Origin of the sequence: Chitinophaga sancti (assembly GCF_034424315.1) — a bacterium.
GTDB classification, from domain to species: Bacteria; Bacteroidota; Bacteroidia; order Chitinophagales; family Chitinophagaceae; genus Chitinophaga; species Chitinophaga sancti.
Window position 1 is genome coordinate 6,030,881 of record NZ_CP139972.1, and the last position, 17,293, is coordinate 6,048,173.

Below are 17,293 nucleotides of genomic sequence, written 5' to 3' on the forward strand. Positions count from 1 at the left end.
GTGAATTCCCGCTTTCATGAATGTTTTTATTGTGCTAATAGCAGGAATATCGCGGGCCGCTTATGTAGTTCCGGCAGCTCCTGCTTTTTCCATTCTTTTACTGTCTTTGTTTTAATATACTCTTCCGGCGCAGTAATATCTGCGGCCACACACACCAGCGTAGTGTCCTTACAGCTAGCCAGCAAATCTCTCAATAAGTGGTTATTGCGGTAAGGAGTCTCTATAAACATCTCCGTCTGGTGTTTCTTTATCGATTCCAGTTCCAGCTCCTTAATCGCTTTGATACGTTCTCCCGGTTTCACCGGCAGATAGCCTACAAACTGGAAGTTCTGTCCGTTCATCCCTGATGCGATCAATGCCATCAGCATTGAATTGGGGCCTACCATCGGAATGATGGGCGCATCTACGCTATGTGCCGCCAGTACAATCCGGTGTCCGGGATCTGCAATAGCAGGACAGCCCGCCTCGCTCATAACACCTATGTCCTTTCCTTCCAGCAAGAATTTCTTTGCCAGTTCTGTATCAGATACTCCGGTAGCCCCACCTCCCTGCATAAGCAGGATTTGCAGACTATCGATATTAATACTTCTGTCCAGTGCCTTCAGGTACCTTCTGGCGGTACGTTCATTTTCCACAAAGAATACGCTGATCTTTTGTGCAGCCGCCGTCACGTAAGGCGGAATCGTGTGCAGCCCTTCAGGACTCAGCACAGTGGGAATCAGGTATACTTTACCAACTTGCTCCATGTAACAGGCGTTTATCAGATAAATGAATAGTAGCAGCAATCACTGCGTAAGAAGGAGCCATGATCCAGCCTAACACAGGAATAAACATCAATATATAAAACACCATACCATTGCCCAGGGCAATACCTCTGTGTGCGCGTATAAATTGAATACTTTGTTTTGTATTGAGTCTGTACCTTTCACAACTATAGTCTACCATAGAGAAACCGTAAAAATAGGCTTCAATAAAGAAGGCAAACAGGGGAGTGATCCATCCTACAATGGGGATAAAAGAAAGTATGATCAGGACAATCACACACAATGTCTGGTTCAGACTATTGCGAATCGACATCACAATGCCTCTTCCCATATCCTTCATAAACTGTTGCCAGCTGAAAGGATAATCCTTTCTCTCCATAATCGCTTCCGTCTTTTCCGAGAGATACGAAAACAGGGGGGAGCCCAACACCAGGAAGAGGTATTTGTAGTAAGAAAAACAGAGTAGTAAGATCATGAAACGGATGGAGAGCCCCAACAGGATAAAGAAGAAACTGATCCAGCTACTTTCGAGATCCTGTATCCAGACTTTCACCGGAAGCAGGTTAAAAAGATATTCAACAAAATCCCCCGAATATCCCCAAACAAAATAAATCCCCGTCATGAAGAGTATGCAGTACATGATACCTGGTATCAGGATCCATTTCCATAACTTGTGCTGCATTATAAACTGATGTGCTTTCCCATAAGCCTGTACGGCCGCCAGTACTTCTCTGAATGAAAACAAATTCTACTGTTTTTGAATTAGTTATAGCATTATTCGCATTGATCGGATTGTAAATAACTAAAAATCACGGTAAAATCCCGAAAAAATTAAGCTGAGCGGGAAATCTCTTTAAAAAAAATACACCCCTCCGTTAAGCTACCAAACCCCGCCCTGCATTAAAATAAAAAACCTGCCCGTTTTTACCAGGCAGGTCTCTTTTATTTTGATTTATGTCAGACTTAGAATCTTGGACACATGGTCTTATACTTGTTACCATCATTCCTTCTGTGAATATAGATCACAGACAGCTCCATACCACCACGGTAGTTAGAAGCCGGTTTCAGAGAAGATACGTTCATATCGTAAGTCAGCCCTACGGTGAAACCACCTATTTCCAGGCCTACATAAGGATTGATCGCATCTTTCAGGCGGTACCAGCTACCCAGGTAGAATACGGTTGGATTGTCGTCCATACCACCGCTCAGGTCAAAGCCATAAGCGCCACCAAAAGTAAACTCGCTGGCAGTGCTCTGTTTCATATACAGGGCAGATACGTGAATGCGGTTTGTACCATTTACCGGGAAGGAACCACCTCCATGTGCAGTTACGCGTGCTGTCAGCCTGTTGTTGTTCTGTTGCATGAACGTTTCAGTTGGCTGTGTGATATGGTATAAGGAGACACCTGCGTAAATGTTGGAAGATTCACCGACCAGACCGTTATACAGGATCCCAATGTTAGGATCCAGATAAGAAACGTTCGGATTTGAAATGGTTTCACCGCTGGGGATAGCCGGGTTATAACCATTGTTGTCTATCTGATTTTCGAACACCAGTTTACTTTGATCCAGGCGTTTCGATACATATGTAGCCTGTACACCTACAGCAAGGGTATGGTTTCCTTCCGGATCCAAACCTTTGTGGTAAGCCGTACTAAAGCTCAGATAGGTAGAGGTAAGTGCACCACCACCAGTCCTGTCATACATAGCCATCAGACCTACGCCCCAGATATCAGTATAGGAAATGACATTTTTGAGAATGCCAAAGTCGATTGCCGCAGTTCCTGTAGTGAAAGGGGTAGATATGCTTCGCCATTGTTCACGGTAGTTACCGGATATTCTGTAGTCGCCGGAGAACAGACCAGTCATAGCAGGGTTCAGCGTCATTGGAGAAGCGAAAAACTGCGAAAAATGGGGATCCTGCGCCCTGGCGGGGTTCATCAGATAAAGGGTGATCGTTAAAAACAGCAACACTTTTTTCATAGAGCAATACTTATGTATAGGGTTTCTCGTGCCTACGTGTGAAGGTACACAAAGCTCGTCATATCTCAAATTAAAATTATATAATCTTAACACTGAGAAACCTCTAAGTCGTTCAGAATTATTGGTTTAGTCACTTTATTTTTCCCTTACAAAAACTAGCGGTCAACTGGGTTTTACTTATTTTGGCTGTATTGCTGCACGCCCGGTATAAATTGTCCGGAATCCTTTCCTGGAGCCGTTTGAATCAATGCTTACCGGACCTGTTTGAGGCAGATCCGGTCACTCTTCTGCTACTATTTTTAGTAAGATCTTAATTTTGTAGTTTATTTCCAAAGGCAAGGTCACCCGCATCACCCAAACCAGGTACAATGTATCCCTTTGCGGTAAGCTCGTCATCAATGTCTCCGGCCCAGATGGTCAGGTTATTATCAGCATATCGTTGTACATATTCGATCCCTACTGTGCAGGCGATAGCTACTACCAGGTGAATATGTTTGGGCTTGCCAATGCTTTGCAGGTGTTCAATGGTCTTTACCAGCGATGCACCTGTAGCCAGCATAGGATCTGATATGATCACTACCTGGTCTTCGATTACCGGACTGGATACATACTCCAGGTTGATATCGAACGAACCATCATGATTATGCTTACGGTAAGCAGATATAAAAGCATGATCTGCCTTGTCAAAATAATGAACCAAACCCTGGTGCATAGCCAAACCTGCTCTCAGGATGGTCGCCAGTACAGGTTGTTGTTTCAGTACCCGGCAATTGGCAATCCCCAAAGGAGTCTGCACTTCCTTCTCCTCGTATTCCAATGTTTTGCTGATCTCGAAGGCAGCAACTTCACCCACCCGTTCCAGGTTCCTTCTGAAACGCATTCTGTCGGTTTGAATTTCCATGCTCCTGATCTCACTCAGCCATTCTCCTACTAGTGAATTGGTACTACTCAGATTTACTATCATGGCTGCAAATTACCACTTTTTTTAATCCAAAAAAGTGGGGGCCGATGGAAAAACACCGGCCCCGGTAAGTATAGGCGCACTTTCGGGCTTAAAAAAAAGTCCCCCACTTAGCAATACTTTGGTTAACAATGGGATGAAAGGCCGGCTAATTATCGTCAGTATCCGCCATGACGTTGGAATAGGCAGGTGTACCACTGTTCAGTAACTTCGCTTTTTTGACCAGTTGAATGAATTCTGCCCGGTAGCCTTCTTTATCTATTCCTTTGGCACTTTCTGCAAGAGATAAAACCTGCTCGTAGCTGGCTTTCCCCTTAAATGCCGAGTTCCTCAGCAACATCCCGAAGGCTGCGACTGCAGTAGCCATTTTAAAGTCGTCCGGCACCCTGTTCATGTGCAATACATTCCAGCGCATTCTTTGTGAAAATACCCTGCTGCTGTTGGATTTCGGCTTCTTGTACCGTAGGTCCACCGTCAGCGCATCTTCATTCCAGTAAGTCATCATCCTGTCTGACTGGTCCATTTTCAGGGAATAAGGCAGGTGCTCATCTTCCGGAGGAGCGATCTCGTACAAGGCAGTCACAGTATGACCTGCACCGATTTCGCCACCATCTTTTTTATCATCGTTAAAGTCCTCTGTTTGCAGCAACCTGTCTTCGTAGCCGATCAGGCGGTAAGCGCCTACAAAATGAGGGTTAAACGCTACCTGTAGTTTCACATCTTTGGCTACGGTAAAAAGAGTACCGCCAAACGTTGTTACCAACGTACGGAGGGCTTCTTCGTAGGTATCGATATAAGCATAGTTCCCATTTCCCTTATCCGCCAGCGTTTCCAGTTTATTGTCTTTCAGGTTGCCCATGCCAAAGCCCAGTACAGAGAGGAAAATGCCTTTTTCTTTCTTTTCTGAAATAAGTTTTTCAAGCTCGCTCTGGCTGGAAATGCCTACATTAAAATCCCCGTCTGTAGCGAGAATAACGCGGTTATTACCATCTTCGATGAAGTTGGCAGCCGCCGTGTTATAGGCCAGTTGTATGCCTGCACCACCTGCCGTAGATCCACCCGCTTCCAGTTTGTCCAGGGCATCCATGATAGCGATCTTTTCACTACCAGGGGTAGAAGGCAAAACGATACCGGCAGCACCCGCATATACGGCAATGGCTACATGGTCAATAGGGCGGAGTTGCTGTGTCAGCGCTTTCAGTGACCGGATCACCAATGGCAGCTTGTTGTCATCACTCATCGAACCGGATACATCGATGAGAAATACCAGGTTGGCAGGAGGTAGTTTCTCATTAGAAATTTCCATGGCTTTTACACCAATCCTTACCAGCTGATGATCCGGTTCCCAGGGGCATTTGATCATGTCTGTATAGATGGCTACCGGATCATTGCCGGTAGGAGGCTTGTATTGATAGTCGAAGTAATTGATCAATTCTTCCAGTCTTACAGCATCGGCAGGAGGAAGGGAGCCGCTATTGAGAAAACGGCGTACGTTGGAGTAGGAAGCCCTGTCTACGTCTGCAGCAAACGTGCTGAGGGGCTGAGATTCCGTATTTATGAAACGATTACCGGCAATAGGGTCATATTCCTCCTCTATGTTCTTCCCGCTGACAGTTGTTAGGCAGCTGCTGGTATAACATCTTTGGACCCTGGTACCATAACCACTGACCACTACCTCCTCCAGGTTGTGCTGACTAATCAGCAACTCCACATTCAGTGGTGCCAACCTGTTAAGTGCGGCTATTTTCTTAGAATAGGGGATCTCTTTTGCTGTATAACCTATGCTGCTGAATACCAGTGTCACATTTTCCAGTGGTATCTTAATCTCATATTTACCTGAAGTATCAGTGATGGTTCCTATGGAAGTACCTTTTACCTGGACAGTCACCCCGGTAATAGCCTTGTGTGAACCGGTGTCGGTTACAATTCCGGTCAGTATATGCTGGGCCTGCGTATGGATGGTAAAAAGCCCTGCCAGTAACAGGAATAGGTACTTTAGCATAGTCAAAAAGTTTAATCTGCTACATGATGCTGGTCATTGTAATGATTCCATAATCCCCCGGGAAAAAAATATCGTATAGATTTGCACAAATTTTAGGGCATGGTATACAATGTAATAGGAGTCACTTCAGGTAGCTCACTGGATGGGCTGGACCTGGTGTTTGTAGCTTTGACGGAGGTAAGAGGCAAGTGGACGTACGAGATCAAAGCCGCTGAGCGTAAAGCATATACAGAAGACTGGAAAGAGAAACTGTCAAATGCAGCGAACCTGCCAGCCAGAGATTATTTTCTGCTACATAGTGAATATGGACATTATATAGGGAATGCAGTAAAGGATTTTATTGCGACCCATGGTTTTGATCACCTGGTACATTTTATCACCACGCATGGTCATACGGTATTCCATATGCCTTCCCAGAAGATGACGGCACAGCTGGGCGATGGTGCAGCTATCACCGCAGTAACAGGTCTTTCCGTGATCAGTGATCTGCGTGCAATGGATGTTGCCCTGGGTGGTAAAGGAGCTCCTTTGTTCCCGGTAGCAGAGCAACTCCTGTTCCCAAATGCAGCTTACAGGGTGAACCTGGGTGAAAATGCAACGATCTCTGCCCGGAAAGATGAGGAGCTGGTAGCTTTTGATGTATGTCCCTGCAATTATGTGCTGGATGCCCTGGCGGAGACCCTGGGCCGTGCATATGATGAAAATGGAAGCCTGGCTGCTGGTGGGGTAACTGACCCGCAACTGCTGGATGCGCTGAATGGATTAGCGTATTATGCGCAGCCTTATCCAAAAACACTGGCGAATAAATTTGGTACGACCGCTGTATTGCCAATGATGCAGGGGCATCACCTGTCTACACAGAGCAAGCTGAATACTTATACAAAACATATTGCTGCGCAGATAGCTAATGCGGTGAACCTGATCGGAGGAGAAGGAGGAGAGGTGCTGCTGACTGGTGGCGGTGCACATAACAGCTTCCTGGTGGAAACCATCAAAGAAGCCGGGCTGAAAGTAACACAGCCGGACGAACAAACGCTCACTTTCCGCACAGCGTTGATGATTGCATTACTAGGCGCTTTGCGCTGGAGACAGGAAACAAACGCATTTGCTTCCGTAACCGGTGCTGATCGTGATAGTGTAGGTGGTGCACTCTGGTGTAACTAGAAAAATACATTTACGGATGTTATCACTTAGTGATAACATCCGTAAATGCAAATCCATCTCCATCAAACAAGCCCTTATCACTCAATTTCAAATGCGGTATCACCAGCAAAGCCATAAATGACAGGGTCATAAACGGCGCGCCTAACTCACTCCCCAATGCCTTCGCCGCCTTATCCAACCGGCTATACTGCTCCGCTACCGCATACCCATCCAGGTTACTCATCAGCCCAGCCACCGGCAATGGCAACACGTTCACAGTATCATTATCCACCACACTCACTCCACCCTGCGAAGCAATTACCGCATTAATCGCCTTTACAATACTCTCATCATCCACACCCACCGCAATGATATTATGACTATCATGCGCCACAGAAGACGCAATGGCCCCACGTTTAAAACCAAACCGCTTAATAAACGCCAACGCTACCGGTGCAGGATGATACCTGTTCACTACTACCAGCTTCAACACATCTTTCTCCACGTTACTATACAATGCACCATCTACTACCGGCAACTCTTCCAGCAAAGTATTTGTGATCAGCTGACCATCCAATGCTTCAATTACTTTTACTGTAGCGGCGCTACCCTTGGCCACGATACGTAAATCATCGGCTGATACCGGCTTACAATCAAAATTGTTGATCACCGGCGCCACCGGCGCTGTTATCAGCGTCTTCCCATTTGCTGCTACCAGTTCTCCATTCACATAAGTCGCCTGGATATTGAATTGCTGGATATCATTCGTAACAATAAAATCTGCTGCATCACCCACTCTTAATAATCCCGCCGGGATCTTGTAATGTTCTACCGGGTTAATACATGCCGCACGCAGTACTTTGAACAGCGCCACACCATGCGCCAGTGCTCTCCGCACCAGCACATTGATATGCCCTTCCACGAGATTGTCCGGATGCTTATCATCACTACAAAACATCATGTTATCTGAATGCTCATGCAGCAGGCCGACCAGTGCTTCAAAATTCCTCGCAGCACTCCCTTCCCTGATCAGGATCTTCATACCATATCGCAGTTTATCCAGGGCTTCTTCCGCAGTAAAACATTCATGATCGGTACTAATACCCGCATCGATATATTGTTTTGCTGCATCGCCTCTCAGCCCCGGTGCATGGCCATCTACAGGCTTATTCAATTTTTGGGCAGCAGCGATCTTTGCCATCACATCCGGATCATTATGCAGCACCCCCGGGAAGTTCATCATCTCAGTGAGATATAATACTTCAGGCAATGCGAGCAATGCTTCCACATCGTTCACGGTGACTGTTGCTCCCGCTGTTTCAAAAATGGTAGCAGGCACGCAGGAGGGTGCGCCAAAACAGAATTTGAAAGGCACTGTCTTTCCATTATCCAGCATGTATTTCACACCTGCCACACCACATACATTCGCAATTTCATGCGGATCAGATACTGTCGCTATTGTGCCATGCACTACTGCCAGTCTTGCGAATTCCGAAGGCGTGAGCATCGCGCTTTCCACATGCACGTGTGCATCTACAAAGCCCGGTAAAATATACTGCTGATACGTACCCTGGTCTTCACTGATATGGCTGATCTTTCCATCAGTCACCTGTATCGTACCAGGATAAATGCGTTGTGCAGGAATGTCTATGATATTGCCAGATATCTGGAAATGCTGTGCCATGTTTTTAATTTAATAACGTTCTAACATTGCCTTTGCTCCTGCTGCTATTTTCTCCGCCAGTGGTGCAGGCTGTATCACCTTTACATTTGCGCCATAGCTCAGCAGTAGCATGGTCAGTTCATGATTGATCACTACATTGATAGAGATACGACATTCTTCTGCCGTATCTGATTCTACCTGTTGTGAAGGATGGATGGCCTGTGTCTTGATATACTTGCCCTGGTGAGGGGTGAAAGAAAGGACTACTTTCTCAGGTTCTCCCTGTGGTACGGTTACCCCGATGGCATGCTGGAAATAACTGGCATCATCAAAATTCTTCGCATCAAATTTCTTGTCAGTCGGCCACAGATCCAGTATACGATCCAGCGCAAATGTCAGCAGTGTACCACCTTTTGCCTTCTGGCTTTTACCTACCAGGTAAAAACGGGATTGATATTCTCTTACATGATAAGGCTCTACCCAGTGCTCTTTCGGCTCATTGCGGTCAAAGCTCTGGTACGAGATCCTGATCACATCCAGGTTCTTGATCGCATCTACAATCGACGGAATATGCGATGCTCCTTTATATTGTGTGGCACGCGAAAAGCGGATCAGGCCTTTGTGCTCCAGCACTTCACGGTTTTGTTTCAGACTGGCAGCTATTTTTAAGATCGCATCTTCAAACTGCTCAATCACAGGCAGGCTGCGAAACTGCTCCAATATACCAATGGCGATCTCCAGGCCTTCCAGGTCTGCTTCCTCGATGGGAATGTTGTTGATAGAGTAGGTCTCATCTTCATATGAATATGTACCACTTGCCCTGTCGTATACAATAGGGGCATTGTAGTTCAGTTCAGGGTCATGGCGCATATCCTGTATATCCTTTTGAATGGTACGTACGGAAATACTTTTGTCCATTTTTCGGGAGACAAACTCTATAAGGTCATCGAGAGTGGGTTTTTTCAGACGTTTATTTCGCAACCGCTCATCAATCCAGCGATAACGAGAAACAGCATCCTTATTCTTCGGCATGCAAAATTATTTAGGTGCTAAAATTAATGAAATTGATTTTATCGGTACGCAAATCCTCTGCGCGTAGTGACACTACTTTTGTATTGTCAATAACACAAGATGTATATGAAACAGTTAAAAACAACGTCTTCATTCAATACATACTCCGCAATATCAGTAGGACAAATCGTCCTGGATGACTCCAACTATATCACTTTATGGGGTAGTCTGCAGCAGGATGATAACTGGACCCGTTGCGACTTTGTGACCACTTACGAGGTGCTGAATACAATGCTGCGCTATGTGCAGGACAGGAATGATGCCGTACAGATGACGATCGTGAAGAAGCTGGAAGATATGCAGCAGATACCGGAAATCATCGATCTGGAGGCAGAACTGGGCAGTGCCGTACTGTTTGACAATATGAACTTTCTCTTAAGCCATCCCGGCTTTGGTAAGCAGGGATCGTGGATAGAATATACTGACGGCGAATGCTTCTATATTGAGCAGGTGACCCCGGCCATCCCCGTTAAGAATACCCGGTATGAAAAGAAGATAGGACAGTGCATGGACATGCTCTATATGAACTATGAACTGTATCTGGGCTATCTGGAACTGGATTTCGACGAGGATGGCGCCCGTCAGAAAGCTGACCTGGTGGATGACCTGAAATTTACCCTTGCCTATTATGCATGGAAAGAAAGAACGATGTAAGCCTATGTAAAGAGTGATATAAAAACTGAAAAAAACCATTTAACCTATTCCCTTAAGCGTGATGATGTAAACATATTCTTGTACTACCCTTGAAAAACCCGCATCCCGACCCCTATGATTTTTGTTGCAAACGTTCAAGTGTGTTATCCCTAATACCTTTGTTCTCAGTTGTTTGTTATGACCTCAGCCCTGCCTGTTTCTCAGGCAGGGATTTTTGTATGTTACAACCTGCAGAAAATCCCCTAAAAAGTACCGCATCTCTTTATTTTCAAAAATTTAACAGCAAAGTCTATAATAATTGTAGGAAATAACTATTTTTGGTAACGTAACCAGTAAAAAGAAAATAATATGAGCTTAAGACTCGGAGATATCGCACCAAACTTCCAGGCAAAAACGTCGATCGGAGATATAGATTTTTATGAGTTCCTGGGTGATAGCTGGGGAGTATTATTCTCTCACCCTGCTGATTATACCCCGGTATGTACTACCGAATTAGGTAGAACTGCAGCATTGAAAGATGAATTCGCCAAGCGTAATGTAAAAGTGCTTGCACTCAGCGTTGACCCGGTAGATAAACACCTCGGCTGGATCAATGATATTAACGAAACACAGAACACCAAAGTGGAATTCCCTATCATCGCAGATGAAGACAGAAAAGTGTCCGACCTGTACGATATGATCCACCCAAATGCATCTGAAACTTTCACTGTCAGGTCTCTGTTCATCATCGGCCCGGACAAGAAAGTAAAACTCATCATCACTTACCCTGCTTCTACAGGAAGAAACTTCCATGAAGTACTGCGTGTAATTGACTCCCTGCAGCTGACGGCTAACTACCAGGTAGCGACCCCGGCAAACTGGCAGGATGGTGAAGATGTAATCATAACGCCTGCTGTGAAAACGGAGGATATTCCTGCACGTTTCCCTAAAGGCCACAAAATTATCAAGCCTTATCTGAGAACAACACCTCAACCAAATAAATAAGGCGATATTTGCATAAGAAACTTTTAAAACCTGCCCACTTTGTGGGTCAGGTTTTTATTGATAAGAATTTTTAATGGTTGGTTTTTGATTTTTACGAAACGGGGATTTCTCCCCGTTTTTTTTATGCCTTCAACCCAATAAGATATTCATGCAAGGCGGTATTACCAACAGGAATGACAAGCTGTTTTCAAAGAAAAAGGCTGCCCTTGTACAGAGCAGCCTCATTATTTAAGAGTCAGAATATTTACAACTTATAATACCAACTTCGGTATATATCCACTGCTGTTTTTACGCAGCTGTGTTACCACCGCCTGGATATCCTTAGCCAGCGGTGCTTCGGCTACCTGTGCTTCTCCCTGCTGATCAGTAAAATGCAGCTGGAAAGAATGCAATGCGAGGCGGCTCAGCAAGGGGCGTTCTTCTACATCGTGCTTACCCAGTTTATAACCTTTCTTGATAGCAGACAGCAGAACCGGGGTCGCGGTGCCATACATCTCATCCACTGCAATCGGGTGGCCCACATGCTTCATGTGTACCCTGATCTGGTGAGTGCGACCGGTATGAATCTGGAATTTTACCAGGCTGTAGAGGCCAAATGCATCCAGTACTTCATAATCGGTGTGTGAAGCTTTCCCTTTTTTTGCAGTTACCATCTTGCCTTTTGTAATCGGGTGCTCTGCAATAGCTTCCTGGATGGTGCCGGTAGCAGGTACCAGCTGACCGTTTACCAGGCCCAGGTAGAACTTCTGTACGTTTCTGCCTTCAAATGCCTGGGAGTAATACTTGTGGGCCACTTCGTTTTTAGCAAAGAGGATCACGCCACTGGTATCCTTATCCAGTCTGTGTACAGTAAAGATGTTGCCAAAGTGTTTCTTCAGCAGGCCCTGTACAGAGGAAAGCTGGTTGTCGTGCCTGTCCGGAATGGTGAGCACGCCTGCCGGTTTGTTCACGATCACATAGTCCGGCGTTTCTTTTATAATCAGGTCGTTAATGCGCATAGTTTATTTGAAATGCTTAAGCAGGATGATTTCTTTCTCTGTCAGGTAGCGCCAGCTGCCCCTGTTGATATTCTTCTTGGTCAGTCCTGCATAGGTTACGCGATCGAGTTTCTCCACCTCATACTCCAGGTGTTCGAAAATACGGCGAACGATACGGTTCTTACCGCTATGGATCTCAATACCAATCTGTGTTTTATCTGCATTATCCACATAACCCAGCACATCCACATTGGCAATACCGTCTTCCAGTTCCACACCAGCGAGGATCGCTTCAAAATGTGCTTTGGTCAGAGGTTTGTTCAGACCTACGTGATAGATCTTGCGGATGCTGTGCTTAGGGTGGGAGAGTTTCTGTGCCAGTTCACCATCATTGGTCAGCAGCAGCAGGCCGGATGTATTGCGGTCCAGGCGCCCTACAGGATATACTCTTTCTTCTTCGGTCGCATCCTGGATCAGTTCCATCACGGTCTTACGGCCCTCAGGGTCGTCAGTGGTAGTAATGTAACCTTTTGGTTTGTTCAGGAGGATGTATACCAGGTTTTTCTGGATATGCATCTTTTTACCAAGGATGCTGACTTCGTCTCTCTTGGTTACTTTGAAAGCAGGTTCGGTGATCACTTCTCCATTTACAGTGATCTTACCTTCTTTTACATAGTCTACCGCTTTACGACGGGAGCACAGGCCACAATGGGCGATGTACTTATTCAGTGGCATTTCGCCTTCGATAGCAACCCCATTGTCATTTCTGTCGCTGTCGTTTCTTCTGCTGAATGAACCGCCTGCGTCGCTATTGCGTGCTTTTCTGGCAGCAGTTTTACGATCCTGTTTAGCAGCAAAGCGATCGTTGGTGTTGTCGAAATATTTCTTGCGGTTAAAGCCACTTGGAGTATCACGGTCATCATTGCCTCTTTTGCCACCACGCTCAGTACCATGGAAGGCGCTGTCTTCGCGGTCAGAACCTGGCTTTGGACGGCTGGAACCTGGCTTAGGTTTGAATGGCGTTCTGCCATTTGCAGTCTTCAGCTTTGGTTTTATCCTGGAACGGCGGTGTTCATCCTCGCCATCTGTATGTTCTTTCTTTTTGAATGCTGGCAGTGGATCACCATTATCGTCTTTGCCGGTAAGGCGACGTAATGTTTTGCGTGGGCGTGGGCCTTCGCTGTCATCGCTTTTACGAGGACGGAAACCTTCTCCATCATCACTCTTACGACCACGGAATCCTTCACCATCATCTTTACGGGGGCGGAAACCTTCTCCATCACTCTTACGACCACGGAATCCTTCACCATCATCTTTACGGGGGCGGAAACCTTCTCCGTCACTCTTACGACCACGGAATCCTTCACCATCCGTTTTACGGGGGCGGAAACCTTCTCCATCACTCTTGCGACCACGGAATCCTTCACCATCCGTTTTACGGGGGCGGAAACCTTCTCCATCGCTCTTGCGACCACGGAATCCTTCACCATCCGTTTTACGGGGGCGGAAACCTTCTCCATCGCTCTTGCGACCACGGAATCCTTCACCATCCGTTTTACGGGGGCGGAAACCCTCTCCATCACTCTTACGACCACCTTCACCATCCGTTTTACGAGGGCGGAAACCTTCCCCATCACTCTTACGGCCACGGAATCCTTCACCATCATTATCCTTGCGCGGTGGACGTCCACCAGCTGCACTACGTTTCGCCGGGCGGGAATCATCACTCTTTGCCCTTGATTTATTTTCCTTAAAAGGAGCGAATCCTTTTTTAGCAGGTTTATTTTTCTTCATCTGTTAGTATTAAAATTTGAAAAGAGGAGATCAGCCTTTATTTGCCAGCTGACCACAAGCCGCATCTATATCTTTACCACGGCTGCGGCGGAGACGGGCGTTGACCCGGTGTTTACCCAGGTATTCCATAAAAGCATCTGCCACTTCTTCTTCCGGTTTCTGGAAGCGGGCATTGGAGATAGGATTGTATTCAATAATGTTGACCAGATCGGCTGGCACCTGTCTGTAGACGCGGATCAGCTCATCGGCATCCTTTAAGGAGTCGTTGAAGTCTTTGAACAGTATATATTCAAATGAGATCTGGTTCTGTGTTTGTTTGTAGAAATAATTAAGTGCCTCTATCAATACTTTGAGGTTATTGGTCTCATTGATAGGCATGATCTGGCTGCGTTTTTCATCGTTCGCAGCATGCAAAGACAGGGCGAGGTTGAATTTCACCTTGTCGTCACCCAGCTGGCGGATCATTTTGGCTACACCCGCGGTTGATACGGTAATTCTCTTTGGAGACATACCCAAACCATCGGGGCTGGTAATGCGCTCAATACTGGCCAATACGTTTTTATAGTTCAGCAGGGGTTCACCCATACCCATAAATACGATATTGCTCAGTTTCTTGCCATATGCCCCCATTGCCTGCTCGTTCAACAGGGCTACCTCATCGAAGATCTCATCGAACTCGAGGTTACGTTTACGATCCATGTACCCGGTAGCACAAAATTTACAGCTCAGGCTGCAGCCTACCTGGGAAGATACGCAGGCAGTTTGCCTGGTATCAGTAGGTATTAGTACTCCTTCTACGAGGTGACCGTCATGTAATTTGAAGCGATTTTTGATGGTGCCGTCATTGCTATGTTGGGTGGTGTCCACCTGTACGGCCGGTAAAGTGAAGTGTTCTTCCAGTTTGGCGCGCAGCTCCCTGGAGAGGTTGGTCATTCCGTCAAAACTGGTTGCATGCCTGAGCCACAGCCATTCATACACCTGCTTGGCCCGGAAGGGCTTTTCCCCTATAGACCCGAAGTATTCCTGTAACTCCGACAAGCTCAGCTGCCGGATATTCGTTTTACCCAATTTCATTCCTGACCCTTTATTTGAATAATGTCTGCCTTACGGCAGTCGGTATTAATCTACAAAGGTACGTAAATTTTTATCCTGCAAAAATCCCCCTACATTTACAACCTTTTATTAACCAAAGCAATCCTCCAAGCAATGCAAGCTGCTTATATAGTAGACGCAGTGCGTACCCCAATTGGCCGCTACGGCGGGGTGCTAAGCACTATCAGGCCTGACGATATGCTGGCCATCCTTATCCGATCAATGATGGAAAGAAATCCCACCCTGGACCCCGCCAGCATTGAAGATGTGATAGCCGGGGCTACCAACCAGGCGGGTGAAGATAACAGGGATGTGGCCAGGATGGCGGCTTTACTGGCAGGACTGCCGGTATCTGTATCCGGGAATACCGTAAACAGGCTCTGTGCCTCCGGTATGCAGGCCGTAATGGACGCTGCCAGGGCAATTATGTGTGGGGAAGGAGATGTGTACCTGGCCGGCGGGGTAGAAAGCATGACCCGTGCTCCCCTCATTATGCCCAAACCCGATGCTGCTTACAGCCGTAAAGCCGAAATAGTAGACTCCACCATAGGCTGGCGCTTTACCAACAGGAAGTTGGCAGACATGTATTACCCCTATTCCATGGGCGAAACAGCAGAAAATATCGCTACCCGCTGGCAGATCTCCCGCGAAGCCCAGGATGAATTTGCCCTTGCCAGCCAGTTAAAATATAAAGCGGCCCTTGATGCCGGCATCTGGCCCAGGGAAATTATTCCAATACCTATTACCCCTAATAAACAGGAACAGGTAGTGATTAGTAATGACGAACATCCCCGGGAGACTTCGCTGGAAAAACTGGCGGGTCTGCGTCCTGCCTTTGCAAAAGAGGGAAGTGTAACGGCGGGTAACAGTGCCGGTATCAACGATGGTGCCGCCCTGGTATTGGTCGTATCCGAAAAGGCATTGAAACAATATAACCTGACACCGCTGATGCAGGTGAAATCTATGGCTGTAGCGGGTGTAGACCCGGCCATCATGGGCATAGGCCCGGTGCCGGCTACCCAAAAAGCACTGAAGAGAGCCGGAATCAGTGTAGATCAGCTGGACCTGGTAGAATTGAATGAAGCCTTTGCTGTACAGGCACTGGCTTGTATCCGGGACTTAGGCCTGGATCCGGCTAAGATCAATGTAAATGGCGGATCCATTGCCATGGGTCATCCATTGGGATGTACCGGGGCACGGATCGTAGGCACCCTGGGGCATGAAATGAAACGCCTGGGAGGTGTAAAGTATGGCCTCACCACCATGTGTGTGGGAGTAGGGCAGGGTGCAGCGATGATCTTTGAAAATATATAGCATCTCCCGCAGTCAATTGAACTGCGATAGCTCCTTAGGTTTTCACAGGGTTTTATTTTACCCTAAAAGTTTGCTTTATACGCCGCCACCATTGTAAAATAACGGGCGATCGATCATAAAAACCGGTCGCCCGTTGTATGGCAAGCAAGAAAGGATTACAAACAAATTTGCTTCTCCGTCATCATCTTCCGGAGATTGATCAGGCCATAACGCATACGACCCAATGCTGTATTGATACTCACCTGGGTGAGATCAGCAATCTCTTTAAAGCTAAGATCCGCGTAATGGCGCAGAATGATTACCTCCCGCTGCTCTTCCGGCAACATGTCAAGCATACGACGTACACGGTCATGGCTCTGACGCGTGATCAGCTTCTCCTCCGCACTGCTTTCACTAAAGCTCAGCACATTGAAAATGTCCTTGTCATCGCTGGTTTTGATGATCGGCGTACGCTTGATCTTACGGAAATAATCGACACACAGGTTATGTGCGATACGCATTGCCCAGGGAAGGAATTTACCCTTCTCTGTATAGCGTTCTGCCCGGATAGTATCGATGATCTTAATAAAGGTGTCTTGAAAAATGTCTTCAGCCAGGAATGAATCCTTGACTAATAATACGATAGAGGTATAGAGCTTATCTTTATGTCTTTGCACCAGTTCTTCCAATGCAGAGGCATGCCCCTTTTTGAAAAGGGTAATCAATTGCTCGTCGCTGAGTTTGTACATTATTTGCATAAACGTCTACAATAGCGGGTTTATAATAAAGAAACCGACTTAATTCAAGTCTGTTGTAGGTAAAATAGTGTAGAGTTTATGCTATAATAGGAAGTTTTAAGTGTGATGAAGAATCTGTTCGATGTCCACGATTCTGGTTCTATGCAAATATAAT

Annotated in this window: 15 protein-coding genes; 4 read left to right on the forward strand and 11 right to left on the reverse strand. The window is 46.4% G+C overall.

Going from position 1 to position 17,293, the window contains the following annotated elements; genetic code table 11:
- Nucleotides 1-26: 26 nt before the first annotated feature.
- The 5 genes from U0033_RS23645 to U0033_RS23665 all read right to left on the reverse strand — a co-directional run bounded on the left by U0033_RS23645 (nucleotide 27) and on the right by U0033_RS23665 (nucleotide 5,710).
- Nucleotides 27-746, reverse strand: coding sequence for an SAM-dependent methyltransferase (locus U0033_RS23645; RefSeq protein WP_072364069.1), 720 nt, complete (start codon nucleotides 744-746; stop codon nucleotides 27-29).
- Nucleotides 730-1,509, reverse strand: coding sequence for an EI24 domain-containing protein (locus tag U0033_RS23650; RefSeq protein WP_072364068.1), 780 nt, complete (start codon nucleotides 1,507-1,509; stop codon nucleotides 730-732). The genes U0033_RS23645 and U0033_RS23650 overlap by 17 nt, the downstream gene beginning before the upstream one ends.
- Before the next feature lie 218 nt (nucleotides 1,510-1,727).
- Nucleotides 1,728-2,747, reverse strand: coding sequence for a PorP/SprF family type IX secretion system membrane protein (locus U0033_RS23655; RefSeq protein WP_072364067.1), 1,020 nt, complete (start codon nucleotides 2,745-2,747; stop codon nucleotides 1,728-1,730).
- Between the two features lie 310 nt (nucleotides 2,748-3,057).
- The gene (upp, locus tag U0033_RS23660) at nucleotides 3,058-3,711 is read right to left on the reverse strand and encodes a uracil phosphoribosyltransferase (protein WP_072364066.1); all 654 of its coding nucleotides are present in this window, start codon (nucleotides 3,709-3,711) and stop codon (nucleotides 3,058-3,060) included.
- Nucleotides 3,712-3,856: 145 nt separating this feature from the next.
- Nucleotides 3,857-5,710 carry a vWA domain-containing protein gene (locus tag U0033_RS23665; protein ID WP_072364065.1) on the reverse strand — a complete coding sequence of 618 codons (1,854 nt, stop codon included), beginning with the start codon at nucleotides 5,708-5,710 and terminating at the stop codon, nucleotides 3,857-3,859.
- A gap of 99 nt (nucleotides 5,711-5,809) precedes the next feature.
- Between U0033_RS23665 and U0033_RS23670 the strand changes: the two genes are divergently transcribed.
- Nucleotides 5,810-6,874, forward strand: a complete 1,065-nt coding sequence (locus tag U0033_RS23670) for an anhydro-N-acetylmuramic acid kinase (protein WP_072364064.1) — start codon at nucleotides 5,810-5,812, stop codon at nucleotides 6,872-6,874.
- A gap of 22 nt (nucleotides 6,875-6,896) precedes the next feature.
- On the opposite strand, the gene ade is transcribed toward U0033_RS23670, so the two are convergent.
- Entirely contained in the window at nucleotides 6,897-8,537 is a 1,641-nt protein-coding gene (gene ade / locus U0033_RS23675; RefSeq protein WP_072364063.1) for an adenine deaminase, read from the reverse strand.
- A gap of 9 nt (nucleotides 8,538-8,546) precedes the next feature.
- Nucleotides 8,547-9,548: a helix-turn-helix transcriptional regulator gene (locus U0033_RS23680; protein ID WP_083571743.1), complete on the reverse strand. Its 1,002-nt coding sequence runs from the start codon at nucleotides 9,546-9,548 to the stop codon at nucleotides 8,547-8,549.
- A gap of 105 nt (nucleotides 9,549-9,653) precedes the next feature.
- On the opposite strand from U0033_RS23680, the gene U0033_RS23685 reads away from it, so the two are divergent.
- Nucleotides 9,654-10,241 carry a hypothetical protein gene (locus U0033_RS23685; RefSeq protein ID WP_143150862.1) on the forward strand — a complete coding sequence of 196 codons (588 nt, stop codon included), beginning with the start codon at nucleotides 9,654-9,656 and terminating at the stop codon, nucleotides 10,239-10,241.
- A 348-nt stretch (nucleotides 10,242-10,589) separates the two neighbouring features.
- Nucleotides 10,590-11,225 carry a peroxiredoxin gene (locus U0033_RS23690; protein WP_072364060.1) on the forward strand — a complete coding sequence of 212 codons (636 nt, stop codon included), beginning with the start codon at nucleotides 10,590-10,592 and terminating at the stop codon, nucleotides 11,223-11,225.
- 251 nt (nucleotides 11,226-11,476) lie between these two features.
- On the opposite strand, the gene U0033_RS23695 is transcribed toward U0033_RS23690, so the two are convergent.
- Genes U0033_RS23695 through rlmN form a run of 3 tightly spaced genes read right to left on the reverse strand, consistent with a single transcriptional unit; the run spans nucleotide 11,477 to nucleotide 15,070 of the window.
- Nucleotides 11,477-12,223, reverse strand: coding sequence for an RluA family pseudouridine synthase (locus U0033_RS23695; RefSeq protein WP_072364059.1), 747 nt, complete (start codon nucleotides 12,221-12,223; stop codon nucleotides 11,477-11,479).
- A gap of 3 nt (nucleotides 12,224-12,226) precedes the next feature.
- Nucleotides 12,227-13,996: a pseudouridine synthase gene (locus tag U0033_RS23700; protein WP_322518438.1), complete on the reverse strand. Its 1,770-nt coding sequence runs from the start codon at nucleotides 13,994-13,996 to the stop codon at nucleotides 12,227-12,229.
- A gap of 30 nt (nucleotides 13,997-14,026) precedes the next feature.
- Complete coding sequence (rlmN, locus tag U0033_RS23705; protein WP_072364057.1) at nucleotides 14,027-15,070, reverse strand: 23S rRNA (adenine(2503)-C(2))-methyltransferase RlmN; 1,044 nt, start codon at nucleotides 15,068-15,070, stop codon at nucleotides 14,027-14,029.
- A 132-nt stretch (nucleotides 15,071-15,202) separates the two neighbouring features.
- Between rlmN and U0033_RS23710 the strand changes: the two genes are divergently transcribed.
- Nucleotides 15,203-16,402, forward strand: coding sequence for a thiolase family protein (locus tag U0033_RS23710; RefSeq protein WP_072364056.1), 1,200 nt, complete (start codon nucleotides 15,203-15,205; stop codon nucleotides 16,400-16,402).
- Nucleotides 16,403-16,557: 155 nt separating this feature from the next.
- On the opposite strand, the gene U0033_RS23715 is transcribed toward U0033_RS23710, so the two are convergent.
- Complete coding sequence (locus U0033_RS23715; RefSeq protein WP_083571742.1) at nucleotides 16,558-17,130, reverse strand: sigma-70 family RNA polymerase sigma factor; 573 nt, start codon at nucleotides 17,128-17,130, stop codon at nucleotides 16,558-16,560.
- Between the last annotated feature and the right edge of the window lie 163 nt (nucleotides 17,131-17,293).

Coding starts and splice junctions, on each gene's coding strand:
- U0033_RS23645 (WP_072364069.1), bottom strand. CDS start 746: ATGGAGCAAGTTGGTAAAGTATACCTGATTCCCACTGTGCTGAGTCCT.
- U0033_RS23655 (WP_072364067.1), bottom strand. CDS start 2,747: ATGAAAAAAGTGTTGCTGTTTTTAACGATCACCCTTTATCTGATGAAC.
- upp (WP_072364066.1), bottom strand. CDS start 3,711: ATGATAGTAAATCTGAGTAGTACCAATTCACTAGTAGGAGAATGGCTG.
- U0033_RS23665 (WP_072364065.1), bottom strand. CDS start 5,710: ATGCTAAAGTACCTATTCCTGTTACTGGCAGGGCTTTTTACCATCCAT.
- U0033_RS23670 (WP_072364064.1), top strand. CDS start 5,810: ATGGTATACAATGTAATAGGAGTCACTTCAGGTAGCTCACTGGATGGG.
- ade (WP_072364063.1), bottom strand. CDS start 8,537: ATGGCACAGCATTTCCAGATATCTGGCAATATCATAGACATTCCTGCA.
- U0033_RS23680 (WP_083571743.1), bottom strand. CDS start 9,548: ATGCCGAAGAATAAGGATGCTGTTTCTCGTTATCGCTGGATTGATGAG.
- U0033_RS23685 (WP_143150862.1), top strand. CDS start 9,654: ATGAAACAGTTAAAAACAACGTCTTCATTCAATACATACTCCGCAATA.
- U0033_RS23690 (WP_072364060.1), top strand. CDS start 10,590: ATGAGCTTAAGACTCGGAGATATCGCACCAAACTTCCAGGCAAAAACG.
- U0033_RS23695 (WP_072364059.1), bottom strand. CDS start 12,223: ATGCGCATTAACGACCTGATTATAAAAGAAACGCCGGACTATGTGATC.
- U0033_RS23700 (WP_322518438.1), bottom strand. CDS start 13,996: ATGAAGAAAAATAAACCTGCTAAAAAAGGATTCGCTCCTTTTAAGGAA.
- rlmN (WP_072364057.1), bottom strand. CDS start 15,070: ATGAAATTGGGTAAAACGAATATCCGGCAGCTGAGCTTGTCGGAGTTA.
- U0033_RS23710 (WP_072364056.1), top strand. CDS start 15,203: ATGCAAGCTGCTTATATAGTAGACGCAGTGCGTACCCCAATTGGCCGC.
- U0033_RS23715 (WP_083571742.1), bottom strand. CDS start 17,130: ATGTACAAACTCAGCGACGAGCAATTGATTACCCTTTTCAAAAAGGGG.